This is a genomic window from Pseudopedobacter beijingensis, assembly GCF_042678145.1.
Classification (GTDB): Bacteria; Bacteroidota; Bacteroidia; order Sphingobacteriales; family Sphingobacteriaceae; genus Pseudopedobacter; species Pseudopedobacter beijingensis.
Window position 1 is genome coordinate 44,887 of the sequence record NZ_JBHUDG010000002.1, and the last position, 16,185, is coordinate 61,071.

Below are 16,185 nucleotides of genomic sequence, written 5' to 3' on the forward strand. Positions count from 1 at the left end.
AATCTTATAGACATGAAAACAAGATATTTAGGATTAATGGTAATGGTATCAGCAATGTTTTTTCAGTCCTGTGATAAACTGGAAGAAATTGATACACCAAAATTTGAGGCCTACGTAGACAAGCATACCTATACGGAAGGCGATACAGTCAGAATCAATTTTGTGGGTGATGTAGATTACATTACACTGTACACCGGTAAACCGGGTAACGACTTCCAATTTAAAGATAAGGACAGATATGGCGAAATACCTTATTATTTGGATTTTAATACCCATGCCCGTGATGGAGCGCAGCAAAATCAAATGTCAGTGCTGGTATCCAGAGACTTTAATGGCGTTTACAACTACAACAATATTGTAGCCTCTAATTGGATAGATATTACAGCCCGTTTTAAAATGGCACCTGCAGGCTATAGAGATTATATGTCCAGTGGAGTGAAAGATGTAAAAGATGCAATATTTTCCGGCACAGAAGATACCGCCCATGTTTATTTCGCCATCAGGCAAATTACAAAACCTCAAAATGTGAATGGTACAGGTAATCTTAACAGAGTCCAGAATTTCAGGATAAGGACCCAGGCCGATATCAATGCAGATTTTAAAGATTTTTATCCTTACACTTCCTTCAAATTTAATCAAAAAGGCATATTCTCTTCACCCAATAAACAAGCAGATAGAGCCGGTTTCGAAGGAACAAATATTATTGTAATGCGGAATAATACCACCAATCCCAATGTAGAAACACAAGACTGGACAGTAAGCGAAAAAATGGCTTTTCCAAGATCTGTAAATATTGGGCCAGATTGGGGACTGCCTGTTAAAAGTATCAACGATCGAAGGTTAGATTACTATCAGGTAGCGTATAACGAACCCGGCGATTACCGCATTGTCATTTTAGCATTCAATGCTAATTCAGTAAACAGAAAAGAAGTCGTAAAAGAAATAGAAATCAAGGTATTACCTAAGTAAGCTAAATGAAATATAAGAGAATTTTAATGTCGATACTTGTATCGATAGGGGGGGCTTTGTCTGTATTTTCCCAATCTGCAGATTATAAAAACGTACCGGGAACAGTAATAGCCTATAGGGAAGCAGATGGAGGTCAATATATCGGATCTCCAGGAATCTGCATTCTGCCCAATGGAAATTACATAGCCACACATGATCTTTTCGGTAAACAATCCACAGAGTTCACATCAGCTATATCCAAAGTATACCTTTCTGTTAACAAAGGAAAAAGCTGGAAAGAAGTAGCCACTTTAGAGGGACAATTCTGGTCTAAACCATTTGTACATAAAGGGGCACTTTATATTTTGGGTACAGATAAACATCACGGTAATGTAGTCATCAAAAAATCAACAGACGGGGGTTATAACTGGACAAAACCAACAGACGCTAAATCAGGTCTATTGATGGAGGGTGAATTTCACTGTGCACCAATGCCTCTGGTGTCACACAATGGTTATTTGTGGAGAGCAATGGAAAGAGCGGATGGCGAAATCAAGAAATGGGGGCTTAGGTACGGTACATTCATGATGTCCGTTAAAGAAGACGCAGATTTGTTAGATGCAGCCAGTTGGAGACATACCAACAACCTTCCTTATGATTCAACCTATCTGAACGGAGATTTTGGAGCATGGATAGAGGGCAATGCGGTATTAACCCCGGAAAGGAAAATTGTTAATCTGTTGCGGGTGCATAATCCAAAAGATAGAGAGAATGAATATGCCGCTATAGTAAACATATCTGAGGATGGTTTAACCTCAAGCTTTGACAAAGAGACCGGATTTATCAAATTTCCCGGAGGAGGGAAGAAGTTTACTATTCATTTTGATAAAAAATCAAAACGCTATTTGGCCATTGTAAACTATGTGCCGGCAGAATTCAGAGGTAAAGTACAGTTAGATAGAATTAGAAATACACAGGCATTGGTCTCCTCCCCTGATCTGAAAAATTGGACAGTCCATCAGGTTTTATTACAACATCAGGATACAAAAAAGCATGGTTTTAATTATGTAGACTGGGAATTTCAGGGAAAAGATATTGTCTTTGTTTCCAGAACAGCTTATGATTTTGGAAATAAAAGTGCTAAAAACTATCACGATGCTAATTTTCTGACATTTCACAGGTTGAAAAACTATCAGAAAACCCTGAAAAAAACTATCGATTCTATTTCCCAATAAAAAACGGTTATGAAAAAATACATCAGTTTCATTATCCTGCTGTTGTGTATTACAAACAGGTTGCAGGCACAAACCAGTCCTTTGTGGATAAGCGAGGTAAATTACCAATCCCCATCTGCCGGAGCAATATATCTGGGAAGTCCCAGTTTATTGAAACTCCCGGATGGAAGTATTTTGGCCTCCCATGATTATTTTGGAAGCAGTACCTCATCAAATGAAACTGCCGTATTTAAATCTACCGATAACGGAAACACCTGGACATTGCAGAAAAAGCTTACAGGAATATTTTGGGCAAGTCTTTTTTATCATAAAAATAATGTTTACCTGTTGGGTACATCAGCAGGAGTAACCTACAGAAGTATAGTTATACTAAAATCAGCTGACGGGGGTGCTAATTGGACCACGCCAACAAGTACCACAAGTGGTATTTTGTTTGATAAAATAGGCACATCAAATCCAACCTATCATTGCGCGCCTACAACGGTAATTGTCCATAACGGAAGAATTTACAGAGGTTTTGAAAGACTGGTAAATGCCAGTCAGAGTTTTCGGGGGTATTCAGCCTTTGTAATATCTGTAGACGAAAATGAAACAGATTTGTTGAATGCAGCCAATTGGCGTAAAAGCACAGAAGTACCTTATGATACCTCATCAGACCTAGCCGGATCGGTTTGGAATACCGGCTGGATAGAAGGAAACGTAGTAGAAGCACCAGATGGAAGTTTGGTCAATATTATGCGTGTACATTCTGCACCCTATGTAGACAAGGGCGCCATCATTAATATTTCCAATGATGGTAATACGGCTACCTTTTCTTCATCAGATTTTATCAGGCTGCCTGGAGGAATGAGCAAATTTGCTATACGCAGAGATCCTGTATCTAAAGTTTATTTCCTTTTTACAAACAATAATACAGATCCCAATTATCCCGAACAAAGAAATATACTCTCTATGTATATTTCTACCAATTTGCGGGACTGGTATCATGCAAAAACGTTGATGGAAGATAATCAGGGGTTAACCCATGAACAATCTATAGCCAAAACAGGATTTCAATATCCCGATTTTCAGTTTGATGGTAACGATATTATCTATCTGGTAAGAACAGCTTATAACGGAGCAAACAATTACCATAATTCCAATAGAATCACTTTTGGTAGGGTAGAAAATTTCAGACAATACCTATCAGAAAAACAACCATTGGCACAAGGAGAAACCGGGCATGTTTTAATAACAGATTATGACGGAAATCCACAACTGCTAAAAACAGTGATGGCTAGCGATAGCAATATCTGGTTACAACAAAATGTAGGTGCTGTAAGGGCTGCCGAATCCAGTACCGATACCCAATCTTACGGAGACTTGTTTGCATGGGGCCGTTGGAATGATGGGCATCAGCTAAGGAACAATGCAACATTAACAAACGGAATATTAAGTCCAAACAACCCATCGGCATTAAGTAAAACCTCTGCCAATCCCTTTTATTATTACGCAACAGCCTCAGGCTACTTTTGGTCGGGTGGGGCGGTAACAGATAAATTAAGTGCTAACCTTAGTGATGTAAATGCAAGCATTGGTTGCGATCCATGTGCTAAAATGCTGGGAAGCGACTGGAGTCTGCCAACAGCCACCGAATGGCAAAATGTATTAACACAGGAGGGAATAAGCAATTCTGCCACCGCATATCAATCTAATTTGAAAATTTCTTTAGGAGGAATGCGTAATGTAGGCAACGGAACCTTCGGAAGTGTAGGTACGCTGGCTCGTTTCTGGACAGCCACTGCACAATCAGGCGGGCAGGCAAGCATTGTTAATATTAATGCGACCACAGCAAATACCATGTCAGTTAGCAGAGGAGGAGGGATTAATATCCGTTGTGTAAGATTGCAAAAAACACTGTCTGCCAAACCGTTCAATCTTAAAGGAAGCTTTAGAAATAACTATGTTGATTTAATCTGGTCATCCAAAGGAACCGAAAACGATACCTATGCGTTACTAAAATCAGAAGATGGAAAAAGTTTCTCGGTATTACACCAGATAAATGGAAGGCAATCAACCCAATTTATAGATCAGAACCCTACACAAGGCTATAATTATTATAAACTTTCCCAGATCAGTCCGTCAGGCTCAACCAAAGACTTAGATGTAATAGCTGTATATGCAGGTAAAGCAGCGGATGGTTTAGAACTGGTGAAAAATGGAAATATACTAGCCTTATCTATTGCCCATCCTTCTAGTAAAAAGGCCGAGTTCCGTTTACAATCAATAGATGGGAAAACAATACTGGTACAATCAATCAATGTAACCCATGCGACCCATACTTTCCAATGGTCGGTCAACCTGACTGCGGGAGTGTATTTAGTGAATGTACTGTTCGATAATGGAGAAATAAAAACTAAGAAGGTAATATTTTAATACGTCAATAACATGAAGATCAGATTATTATTAGGAGTGTTTTTGTTATTCGGTTTTACAAGTGTAGCCCAGTCACAAAAAACACTCAATTTAATGCCGGTACCTCAAAAAATGGATATAAAGGAAGGCAAACTTTATATTGATAGTACCTTTAGGTTAGCTATACAAGGAAAGCCAGACCAGCGCATCTATTCTGCGGCAACAAGATTCCTACGTCGTTTAGACGAGCAGACTATCTTGTGGTTCAAACAAGATCAGGTAAACCATACAGATAGAGATTCAAAAGCGCTGTTGCAAATTAATGTACAAAAACCAGGAAAGATTCAGTTAAAAGAAGATGAGTCTTATCAACTGGAAATCGGCACAGATAAAATTCAGCTGAATGCGGCAACAGAAATTGGGGCAATGTACGGTATGGAAACACTGTTGCAACTACTGGAAGCAGATGAAAAAGGTTTTTATTTTCCACAGGTATCCATCAAAGACAATCCCAGATTTGCATGGAGAGGATTGATGATAGATGTTGTACGTCACTGGATTCCGTATGAAGTAATCATCAGAAATATAGATGCTATGCTTGCGGTTAAAATGAACGTATTGCATTTGCACCTGACAGATGATCAGGGTTTCAGGGTAGAAAGCAAGGTATATCCTAAATTACATGAAAAAGGTTCCAACGGAAAATACCTGACACAAGAACAGCTTAAAGATATTGTAAAATATGCGGCAGACCGGGGCATTAGGGTAGTGCCCGAATTTGATATGCCGGGACACGCATCCAGTTGGTTCCCAGGTTATCCGGAATATGCAAGTGCACCCGGTACCTATCAGGTAGAAACCAAATACAGCCATTTTGAACCTGCCCCAACAATGGACCCAACAAACGAAGCTCTGTATCCATTTATAGATGCTTTTATTCAGGAGATGACTCATATCTTTCCTGACGAGTATATCCATATTGGAGGCGATGAAAACAGGGGGCTGCAATGGGATGCCAATCCGAAAATACAGGAATTTAAGAAAAAGAATAACCTCCATTCCAATATGGAGCTACAAACCTATTTCAACGGAAAGCTACAAAAGATTCTGGCGAAATACGGAAAGAAAATGATGGGATGGGACGAAATCCTGGAACCAGGTATTTCCAAAGATATCATGATTCATTCCTGGAGAGGAAAGCATTCGTTAACCGAAGCAGCTCAAAAAGGATATCCGGTAATTATTTCGTCAGGTTATTATGTTGACTTGCTTTTTGATGTAAAAGACTACTATCTGAACGAACCTCTGGAAGAAAGCCATGATTTGACACCTGAGCAGTTGGCTAATGTGTATGGAGGAGAATCTGCCATGTGGGGCGAGATTGTTTCGGCAGAAACTATCGACTCCAGAGCCTGGCCAGCTACCGCTGCAATTGCCGAAAGACTATGGTCTCCAAAAGAGATAAGAGACGTAAAAGATATGTACAGAAGATTGGAAATTACCAGCAACCGTCTGGAGTTTCTGGGGCTAACTCATAATAAAAACTACGAAGTTATGCTGAAAAGGCTCACCAATGGAGCCGATATAACTGCGTTGAAAACCTTTGTAGATGTGGTAGAGCCCATGAAAGAACTTTCCAGAAGAAAACAGGGAATTACCTATTATACCTATACGCCATTAACTATGGTGGTAGATGCCGCAAGACCTGATAGTAAGGTAGCCAGAGAATTTACCTGGTTGGTTGAAGATTTTATTCAGAAGCCAACGCAAGAACTGGGCAATCAAATCAAAGAACATTATCATCTGTGGTCAGAAAATCATTTCAAACTACAGGAAACTATGAAAGTAGCCCCGGCTATAAGAGAGATAGAACCAGTTTCGGCAAATCTGGCAAGATTATCTGTGATAGGGAGTCAACTGGTAGATTATATTCTGGCTAAATCAGCAGGTAAACTAAAACCTAAGAATAGAATGGATTATGACAAAGCAGATAAACTGACCGATGAAATGAGGTTTATGGTAAAACCACGAGGAAATGTGGAGTTTATAAAAATCATCGATTCTACAAAAAAACTCTTAACCTATGCAGTGGATTAACAAAGAAAAAATAGCTTTTATTTTTCTGGGTCTGTTCCTTTGCTTATCCATAGAGGTGCGGTCGCAGATACCAGGTGAGCAGGTAGATACTAAAATATGGATAAGTCAGGTAAAGTGGATGGATCCATCAACCAGTACCTATTTAGGAAGTCCAAGTATTGTAAAGCTCCAGAATGGCGACCTTTTAGCTTCTTTCGATTATTTTGGAAAGTTTGTAGGGTCAGACGATACATTTATTTACGTTTCTAAAGATAAAGGTAAAAGCTGGTCACCTCTGGCAGAACTTAAAGGAATGTTTTGGGGCAATCTGTTCCAGCATAAAAATGCCGTATACCTCTTGGGCGTATCGGCAGGCGTAGGAACCAGAAACATTGTTATTATGAAGTCTCAGGACAATGGAAAAACATGGACCAATCCCACCAATTCAAAAAACGGGCTTTTGTTTACTGATGCTGTAAAGGGCGCTGCCAAATATCATGGGGCACCTGTCCCCGTAGTTTATCATCAGGGCAGAATTTACAGAGCCTTTGAAAACCTTACAGATTTTCTGCCCGGAATGAGGGGCTATAAAGCTTTTGCCATATCAGCAAATGAAAATACAGATCTGTTAAATGCCGACAGCTGGATTAAAAGTACAGAAGTCGCTTACGACAGCTCAAAAGATCCAGAAGGGTCTAAAAATACAACCGGATGGATAGAAGGTAATATGGTAGCAGGACCAGAAGGCCGACTTTGGAACATCTTAAGAGTAAACTCAACCCCTTTTGTAGACAGAGGAGCTATGGTCGAAATTCTGAATGATGGAAAAACAGCCACCTTTAATGCCAATGATTTTATCACCCTGCCCGGAGGGATGAGCAAATTCGTAATCCGTAAAGATCCCGATAAACCAATCTATTGGATGCTATCCAATAACAATACTAACCCAGGTTTTCCGGCCCAAAGAAATGTATTGTCTCTGTTTGCATCAAAAGATTTACGCCATTGGTATCATGCAACAACTTTAATGCAGGACGATCAGGATTTAAGTGAAACAGAATCCATTAAGAGAACAGGTTTCCAGTACCCGGATTGGGTGTTCGATGGAAAAGACATTATTTATTTAAGCAGAACCTCCTATGGGGGATCCAGAAACTATCATGATTCTAACCGGATCACTTTTGGACGATTAGAAGATTTTAGAAATTATTTACCAGCAAATTTAAAAACAGAATAATATGAAGTACTCAATTGTTTATGTATTAGCAGTATCCCTAACCCTGTCCATAGGGTGTACGGCAAAGAAAGTAACCCAGCAAACAGCAAGTAATGCCAACGAAGTTGTGCCGGCAAAAGAAATAGGAGCGTCAGGCTCTGTTACCGTATCTGTAGGAGAAGATAAGGTAGATTATAAAACCGTAAGAGCCGCAGACGGGAAAATTTGGTTACAGCAGAATTTAGGAGCATTAAGACCAGCTGCCAATATTGCCGATAAAAATGCCTATGGATACTATATCCAATGGGGAAGAGGATTAGATGGTCATGAGGGAGCAGATAGTAAAATAGAAATGAGCGTGGCGTCGCCAAATAATCCGAGAGGATTATCCAAAACAGAAAAAAATCCTTTCTATACCTCAGAGAAAAATACAGGTTTCTGGTGGAAAGGTGGCGATCAGTACGATACCTGGGAAGCCAATGAGCAGGCAAAGATTAATGAGATTAACGGATGCGACCCATGTAAACAATTATTAGGTAGAGAATGGCGTGTTCCAACTATACAGGAGTGGAAAGACGTATTGACTGCCGAAAAAGTAACCAGTCTGCTAACAGCTTATTCTTCTAACCTAAAACTAGTAGCTGCCGGTATGCGTAACGCAAACAACGGAAAAGTAGGAAATCAGACAGGAATGTTAAGAATATGGTCATCATCAGCTGCAGCTACAGGTAATTCTTACCTGGTTAACTTTAGTAATAAAGGATTAGAATATCCTGCTTTCAGCAGAGGCGGTGGTTTATCTGTAAGATGTATCAGAAGTAAATAGTAACAGGATGAGAAATATTTTAGTTATACTTCTGGTATTGCTGTCAGGGCAATTGTTAGCCCAGGTTAATCTTCCCTCATTCTTTTCAGATAATATGGTTTTGCAACGCAATGCAGAAGTTAATTTTTGGGGCTGGGGAAACAGAGGGAGTGAAGTTACCATTACCCCTTCCTGGTCTAATCAACCCGTTAAGGTAAAAGCCTCAGGTCATGCCCGTTTCGAAACCAAATTAAAAACACCGGAAGCAGGTGGGCCATACGAAATTACAGTTGAAAGCGGAACCTATAAAAAGGTTCTCAAAAACATTTTGATAGGTGAGGTTTGGTTGTGTTCAGGACAATCGAATATGCAATGGAATGCCAATAACAGATTAAAAGAAATGCTGGATGAGTTGCCCACAGCCAATCATCCAAATATCAGATTATTGAATGTAAGTAATGTAGCATCATTAACCCCTCAGGACAATATCTTCGATGCATGGACACCTTGTACTTCCGAGACTGTCAGAAACTTTAGTGCTATAGGCTATTTTATAGCTAAACAACTTCAGGCAGATTTGAAAGTGCCAATCGGTATTATAAACTCCAGTTGGGGAGGAACAGCAGCAGAATTCTGGACACCGGAAAATGTAATTCTGGCAGATACTGAATTGCTTCAAAATTCTAAAAAGCAAAGACCAGCCCCGTCAAAACCTCATGAACCGGGTAGCCTGTGGAATTCCATGATTGGTCCATTTGTGGGTTATAGCATAGCCGGTACATTCTGGTATCAGGGCGAATCTAACATTGTTTCTTACGATGGATATAATAAATTGTTTGAAACCATGATAAAATCATGGAGAGATGCATGGGGATCTGAATTTCCTTTCTATTATGTACAGATAGCACCTTATGATTACAAGTCAAAACCAGAAGAGCAACGAGGGGCATTGTTAAGAGAGCAACAGGTAAAAACACTCCATCTTCCTAAAACAGCTATGGCGGTAGTGACAGATTTAGTGCCGGATGTAACCAATATTCACCCAACACAAAAGAAAGAAGTTGCTCAAAGACTATCTGAACTAGCTTTGGTAGAAACTTACGGTAAAAAATCAGAAGATTATAAATCTCCGGTTTATAAATCTCATCGGGTAGAAGGAGATAAAATTATTATTGAATTTGATTATCTGAAAGGTAGTCTGAAAGTAAATGGCCCGCATATTATAGACTTATTGATTGCCGATGGTTCTCAAAAGTTTATACCTGCAGATTATAAGGTATCAGGAAATAAACTGATTGTTTATAATAAAGCTATTAAAAACCCGGTGGCAGTGAGATTCGGTTTTTCAGATATCTCTATGCCAAACCTTTTTAACAGTAAGGGTTTACCTGTATCTCCTTTCAGAACCGATGATTGGAAAATCTAAAAAGAAATTAATAAAAAGACGAGGGGGAAATTCCTTTTTCTCCTCGTCAAATCTATAACCAAATAAATTTAATGTTATGAAAAAAGTGTACATGTTTTTAATCACATTGTTTTTGTACAATGGAGCATCATTTGCTCAAAATTTGTTTAATCAGGATTTTTCTACTTCAAACACAGTAACGGATTATTTTTCTAGCAGCTCGCCAACAGCTAATCTATTAAATAGTATCTCAGCATTTGGGACTACCCAGCCAAGTATAAATAATAATGCATTGAAATGGGAAAAAACAAATGGTACCACAGGAGGATCTTCCGCTTTACTCATTAGAAATACACCAATTTCTTCTGATAATATTAGCTTCCTGAAGTTTCAGTTCAAGGTTAAGTTATCTTACCTGAATAATAATGCCGGTACAGTAGGGTTTAATGTTTATATAGGTAATGGAGCAACCAGCACAGGGTGGACTAATCTATCCTCAACAGCAGCACCTACAGATAATGAGCTATTTACCAAATTTGATTTTGTTGTAGAAACAAAAGATGCACCAGATAATACGGTTAGATACAGAATAGGTAGCTCTTCACCGGAGGTGTGGAGTGGGCTCAATGATTGGGGAGAAGTAACTATTTTTTGTAATAAGTCCAGCGCAGCGGTAAATTATATGGGCATGAATGGTAGTTCAACCAACTTAAATGCAAATGCAATAGATGTTTGGTTCGGAACCACGAGAGTCAGAGCCGGTGTTGGGGCAACTACCAGTACAGTTAATCCCAGTATGTTCAAAATGGTCTTTCCTTCCCAAATGCATAGTATGAACATCGAGGTGGATCATATTAAAATATGGGATCAATCGGTACTTCCTGTTTCGTTAACAGGTTTTTCAGGGAAAGTTTATGGAGATGCAGTAAAACTACAGTGGCAAACCGCATCAGAGAAAAACAACAGTCATTTTGAAGTATTAAGATCTAGTGATGGAAAATCTTTTCAAAGTATCACTACAGTTAAAGGACACGGAGATTCCAATCAACTGATAGATTATCAATATATAGACAATAGTCCCGTTAGTGGTACCAATTACTATAAATTAAAACAATATGATAATGATGGGAAATGGGAAGAATTTACTCAGGTCCTTGTCGTAAATTATAATCTGAACGCCAATAAATTGATAGCCTCTTATGCAAATGGCATACTTAAACTAAATTATCAGTCTACAGGACAACAGTTGAAATTAACCTTGACAGATATTACCGGAAAGATAGTTTTAAACCGGAAGCTAAATGTTACAGGTAATGATTCTGAAGTGCCCGTTAACTTACAAAAAGGAGTTTATGTGGTAACAGTAGAAGATGGGAGTCAACAAAGCTCATCAGTTAAACTGTTGAATTAAGCAATACTTTGGCAGAATAAAAGGCGATTAGCAATATTTTGCTGTCTAACCGAAATAAAAAGAAGAAAGAAAAGAGTTTGTCTTGATTCAGAAATGAGAGAGAGACAGACTCTTTTTAGATATCAGAGTCCTCTTTAGCCTTATTTTTATTAGCCAGTTTATTGCCTGGTAATTCATAAGTCATTTCAACCGAAGCAATCCCTGCACCCAAAATGCCAATCTCCTTAGCGGCAGACTGCGAAAGGTCAATCATAAGAAATTTACTGAAAGGTCCGCGATCATTAATCACTACTGTAACAGATTTTCCGTTTTTTGGATTGGTTACCGTTACCTCGGTTCCAAAAGGAAGAGTTTTGTGTGCTGCGGTAAGTTTCTCATGTCTATACACCTCGCCACTGGTGGTTTTCCGACCTACAAACTTACTATGGTAGTAAGTCGCTTTGCCCTTTTTTAGAACTATATTTTCATCGTTTTCCTGCGCATTTACATTCGAAAAACCGAATGTAAAAACTGCTGCTAAAAGCAATAATATTTTCATTCTTCTTGATTTACAAGGTGATGCCACAATTGGCAAAGCTTCGAAGATAAAATAAAAAATTAAAAAATTAAAATTCTTAGGATGTTGCCGGGATAAATTTCATGCTCAGCGAGTTTACACAATGGCGTGTATTTTTGGCTGTAAACCGCTCTCCCTCGAATACATGCCCTAAATGTCCACCACAATTAGCACATACAATTTCTATTCTTTTTCCATCAGCATCTATATGTCTTTTTACCGCTCCGGGAATCTCATCATCAAAACTTGGCCAACCGCAATGCGATTCAAATTTATCTTCCGATCTGTAAAGAGGGGCATTGCACTGTTTGCAAATATAGGTTCCGGCGGCTTTGAGATTGGTGTATTCTCCGGTAAACGGATATTCAGTTCCCTTATGTAAAATAATATATTCTTCTTCAGGGGTAAGCTTGTTATAGGCCATAATATATTTTTATATAAAAACTGTTAATGGATGGTATACAGGTGCAGCATGATCATGTTTTTGTGTAAGCCACTATATAAGATTCTAACGCTTAATTTAATAAGAAATTATACTGTTAAACCAGAGCATTAAAATCAGCCTTAAGTTCGTTGAGGCAGCGGGCACATAAGCAACCATCATAAAACAGCTCGCTAATGTACTGTATCTCATCTTTGTTAAGCTCTACGGTATTGCATTCGCAATTCCAGGGAGAGTTGGCTTTACACTGCAAGCTGTTACCGCATCTGCTACAGCTAATTACCTCGTGTTTTTCATGTACTCCCTTTTCCATCCTTCTGCAAATTTAGCTAAAAAGAGAGGAAGAAATTATTCTAAAAACTCAATTAAGGTGATGATCCTCAATTTTAGAGAGTGTAATCCGTCTGTTTGACAGCATCATGACAATGATAATACCAATGGCTATAGCCAACACAATTTGTACCGAATTGATCATGTTGCTTATCGAAAGATCTCTCATATATTGCGCAAGAATCTCCTGTCCTATTTTACCCTGCATCTTACTCAATTGATACAAATCCTGGTTAATAGCCTCCGCATTTTTATGTACCTCTTGTAATCTTTGGAGAATAATTTGCTTATCATGTACAGCTAAATCATTTGTTAGGCTATTCAGTTTGTCGATATCATCTTTTAATGTAGAAAGAAATTGCTCTTCCTCCGGCACCAGATAGGTTTTTTCGTAATCAGACATTAATTGGTTAAACTCTGTATCTATGTTATGCAGGTCAGATTTTAGTATATCCTGAGAATAAAGCTCGTCAGTAGCGTAACGCTCTAACAGAAAAATACGGTTGGCCATCATTTGGCGCATTTCAAATATAGAAGTAGCTGGTTTTAACCGATCTTCATAAATAGATTCTATTGCTTGTTTATTACTTTTAAGAATTTTGCGTTCAAAAAAGTTGCTGATGATAATACCGGTCATAAGAATGGCCAGAACTATTGCCGCTTTTATTCTGTTAGAAAAAATATGTTGCCAATTCATGCTATAAAGAAGCTGAGTTTATACTGTAATGTTTTCTATAACCAGCATCTTGCCAGATTTTGATAATTAGCTTAAGATAATGAAAAAAACATAAATAAAGAGCCGCTGTACGGATAAAATAAAAGGGGCTGTCCTAAACATTGTTTTGTCATTTAAACCAAGGGGAGGAATCTATGGCAGAATATATTACCATGAAATTCCTCCTATCGGCGAAATGATAAAATGTGAAAGTTCAGCCCCTTCCTTGTATGTTTAAAACTGTTGTTTATTAACCGCTACAAGATAAACAGCCGTCTTCCATGCTACAAACAGCTCCCTGAATTTCTTCTGTTTCCGGAATAGCATTTTTTATAACAACAGGCTCAACTTCTTTACCTGCCTGACTTTCTACCGTGAATTTGACAGCCTGCGCCGCAGCCTGTGTACGTAAATAGTATAGGCCTGTTTTAAGCCCTTTTTTCCAGGCGTAAAAATGCATGGAAGTAAGCTTAGAAGCAGTAGGAGCACTAACAAACAGGTTTAACGATTGAGATTGACAGATATAGGCCCCTCTATCCGCTGCCATGTCTATAATATCACGCATCTTAATTTCCCAAACAGTTTTGTAAAGATCCTTAACACTTTGAGGAATACCCTCAATGTTCTGGATAGAACCGTTTGCCAGAATAATGGCATCCTTCATCTTACCATTCCATAAGTTAAGCTCTACCAAATCTCTTAATAGGTGTTTGTTTACTACAATAAACTCACCACTCAATACCCTTCTGGTGTATATATTGGAAGTGTAAGGTTCAAAACATTCGTTGTTACCCAATATTTGAGAAGTAGAAGCCGTTGGCATAGGAGCCAGTAAAAGAGAGTTTCTTACCCCGTTTTTAATAACCCTTTTCCTAAGTTTATCCCAATCCCATCTTCCACTATCTGGTTTTACATTCCATAAATCAAACTGGAATTTCCCCTGAGACAGGGGAGAGCCCTGGAATGTGTCGTAAGCCCCTTCTTTCAAAGCCAGATCCGCAGAAGCAGTCATTGCCGCAAAGTACAATGTTTCAAAAATATCTGCATTCAGTTTTTTCGCTTCAGCACTATCAAAAGGATGCTTCAGTAAGATAAAAGCATCAGCCAGCCCCTGAACCCCCAAACCTATAGGTCTGTGGCGCATATTGGAATACCGGGCCTCCGGTACCGGATAATAATTGTTATCTATAATCTTGTTCAGGTTTAAAGTAACCTGATAGGTTACATCATACAACTTTTGATGGTCAAATTTGCCGTCAATAACAAAGCGTGGTAAAGATAGTGATGCCAGGTTACATACTGCTACTTCATCAGGTGAAGTGTACTCTATAATCTCGGTACATAAATTAGAGCTTTTTATAGTCCCTAAATTCTGTTGATTAGATTTGGAGTTAGCCGCATCTTTATAGAGTAAATAAGGGTTTCCCGTTTCAATCTGGGCATCTAGAATGGCAAACCAAAGATCCTGTGCCTTTACCGTTTTGCGGGCTCTGCCTTCCTGCTCGTATTTTTCGTATAAAGCCTCAAATTCAGCACCAAAACAGTCCGCTAAGCCTGGTGCCTCATGCGGGCAGAATAAGCTCCAGTTACCGTCAGCCTCTACACGCTTCATAAACAAATCCGAAATCCATAAGGCATAAAACAAATCTCTGGCTCTTAACTCTTCCTTACCGTGATTTTTTCTCAAATCAAGAAATTCGTAAACATCAGCATGCCAAGGTTCCAGATAGATAGCAAAAGCCCCCTTTCTTTTGCCACCACCCTGGTCTACGTACCGGGCAGTATCGTTAAAAACCCTTAACATAGGTACAATACCGTTACTGGTGCCGTTGGTGCCACTGATGTACGAACCTGTTGCTCTCACATCGTGAATGCTTAAACCAATACCACCCGCAGACTGCGATATTTTTGCCGTTTGTCCCAAAGTTTCGTAAATCCCTTCAATGCTGTCGTCCTTCATAGCTACCAGAAAACAACTGGACATCTGAGGTTTAGGAGTAGCCGCATTAAATAGGGTAGGAGTAGCATGTATAAACCATCTTTCGCTCATCAATTCATAAGTTTTGATGGCACTATCAATATCATTTTTATGAATACCAACAGCCACCCTCATAAATAGATGTTGCGGCCTTTCAACTATTTTACCATTTACTCTTAACAGATAAGAACGTTCTAAGGTTTTGAACCCAAAATAGTCAAAACTAAAATCACGGTCGTAAATAATGGTACTGTCCAGAATTTCAGCATTATTTTTAATCACCTCATACACATCATCAGCAATCAAAGACGCATTTTTACCCGTTTTAGGATCAATATACTCATATAAAATACGCATCGTCTCCGAAAACGATTTTACCGTATTCTTGTGCAGGTTAGATACCGCTATCCGGGAAGCTAAAATAGCATAATCAGGATGTCTGGTGGTTAACGAAGCTGCGGTTTCAGCGGCCAGGCTGTCAAGTTCAGAGGTTGTTACGCCATCGTACAAACCATCAATTACCTTTTTAGCAACCTCTACAGCATCAATAAAGTGCGGATTTAAGCTATAGCTTAGTTTCTCTATCCTTGACGTAATTTTGTCAAACTTTACCGACTCTGTTCTTCCATCTCTTTTTATTACAAACATGTTTTAAGGTTTTAGAAGTTATATTT

Annotated in this window: 13 protein-coding genes; 8 read left to right on the plus strand and 5 right to left on the minus strand. The window is 38.8% G+C overall.

What is annotated here, in order from left to right; genetic code table 11:
- The first annotated feature begins 12 nt into the window (after positions 1-12).
- From ACFSAH_RS01185 to ACFSAH_RS01220, 8 genes are all read left to right on the plus strand, one after another.
- Positions 13-969: a DUF5017 domain-containing protein gene (locus tag ACFSAH_RS01185; RefSeq protein ID WP_379660853.1), complete on the plus strand. Its 957-nt coding sequence runs from the start codon at positions 13-15 to the stop codon at positions 967-969.
- A gap of 26 nt (positions 970-995) precedes the next feature.
- A complete protein-coding gene (locus ACFSAH_RS01190; protein ID WP_379660854.1) occupies positions 996-2,183 on the plus strand; it encodes an exo-alpha-sialidase in 1,188 nt (395 codons plus the stop codon).
- A gap of 9 nt (positions 2,184-2,192) precedes the next feature.
- Positions 2,193-4,598 carry a hypothetical protein gene (locus ACFSAH_RS01195; RefSeq protein ID WP_379660855.1) on the plus strand — a complete coding sequence of 802 codons (2,406 nt, stop codon included), beginning with the start codon at positions 2,193-2,195 and terminating at the stop codon, positions 4,596-4,598.
- 12 nt (positions 4,599-4,610) lie between these two features.
- On the plus strand, positions 4,611-6,674 hold the full coding sequence (locus ACFSAH_RS01200; protein ID WP_379660856.1) for a beta-N-acetylhexosaminidase: 2,064 nt from the start codon (positions 4,611-4,613) through the stop codon (positions 6,672-6,674).
- Positions 6,661-7,890, plus strand: a complete 1,230-nt coding sequence (locus tag ACFSAH_RS01205) for a sialidase family protein (protein ID WP_379660857.1) — start codon at positions 6,661-6,663, stop codon at positions 7,888-7,890. The genes ACFSAH_RS01200 and ACFSAH_RS01205 overlap by 14 nt, the downstream gene beginning before the upstream one ends.
- A gap of 1 nt (position 7,891) precedes the next feature.
- Positions 7,892-8,695, plus strand: coding sequence for a fibrobacter succinogenes major paralogous domain-containing protein (locus ACFSAH_RS01210; RefSeq protein ID WP_379660858.1), 804 nt, complete (start codon positions 7,892-7,894; stop codon positions 8,693-8,695).
- 7 nt (positions 8,696-8,702) lie between these two features.
- Positions 8,703-10,100 (plus strand): sialate O-acetylesterase, encoded by a 1,398-nt coding sequence (locus ACFSAH_RS01215; protein WP_379660859.1) that lies wholly within the window; start codon positions 8,703-8,705, stop codon positions 10,098-10,100.
- A gap of 76 nt (positions 10,101-10,176) precedes the next feature.
- Complete coding sequence (locus ACFSAH_RS01220; protein WP_379660860.1) at positions 10,177-11,490, plus strand: T9SS type A sorting domain-containing protein; 1,314 nt, start codon at positions 10,177-10,179, stop codon at positions 11,488-11,490.
- Between the two features lie 115 nt (positions 11,491-11,605).
- Here the strand turns inward: ACFSAH_RS01220 and ACFSAH_RS01225 are convergent, their stop codons facing one another.
- The 5 genes from ACFSAH_RS01225 to ACFSAH_RS01245 form a co-directional block, all read right to left on the minus strand.
- Entirely contained in the window at positions 11,606-12,028 is a 423-nt protein-coding gene (locus tag ACFSAH_RS01225; protein ID WP_379660861.1) for a septal ring lytic transglycosylase RlpA family protein, read from the minus strand.
- A 76-nt stretch (positions 12,029-12,104) separates the two neighbouring features.
- On the minus strand, positions 12,105-12,470 hold the full coding sequence (locus tag ACFSAH_RS01230) for a methionine-R-sulfoxide reductase (protein WP_379660862.1): 366 nt from the start codon (positions 12,468-12,470) through the stop codon (positions 12,105-12,107).
- Positions 12,471-12,585: 115 nt separating this feature from the next.
- Positions 12,586-12,801: a cysteine-rich CWC family protein gene (locus ACFSAH_RS01235; protein ID WP_379660863.1), complete on the minus strand. Its 216-nt coding sequence runs from the start codon at positions 12,799-12,801 to the stop codon at positions 12,586-12,588.
- Positions 12,802-12,849: 48 nt separating this feature from the next.
- On the minus strand, positions 12,850-13,515 hold the full coding sequence (locus ACFSAH_RS01240) for an MCP four helix bundle domain-containing protein (protein ID WP_379660864.1): 666 nt from the start codon (positions 13,513-13,515) through the stop codon (positions 12,850-12,852).
- A 268-nt stretch (positions 13,516-13,783) separates the two neighbouring features.
- Complete coding sequence (locus tag ACFSAH_RS01245; RefSeq protein WP_379660865.1) at positions 13,784-16,159, minus strand: ribonucleoside-diphosphate reductase subunit alpha; 2,376 nt, start codon at positions 16,157-16,159, stop codon at positions 13,784-13,786.
- Positions 16,160-16,185 lie beyond the last annotated feature (26 nt).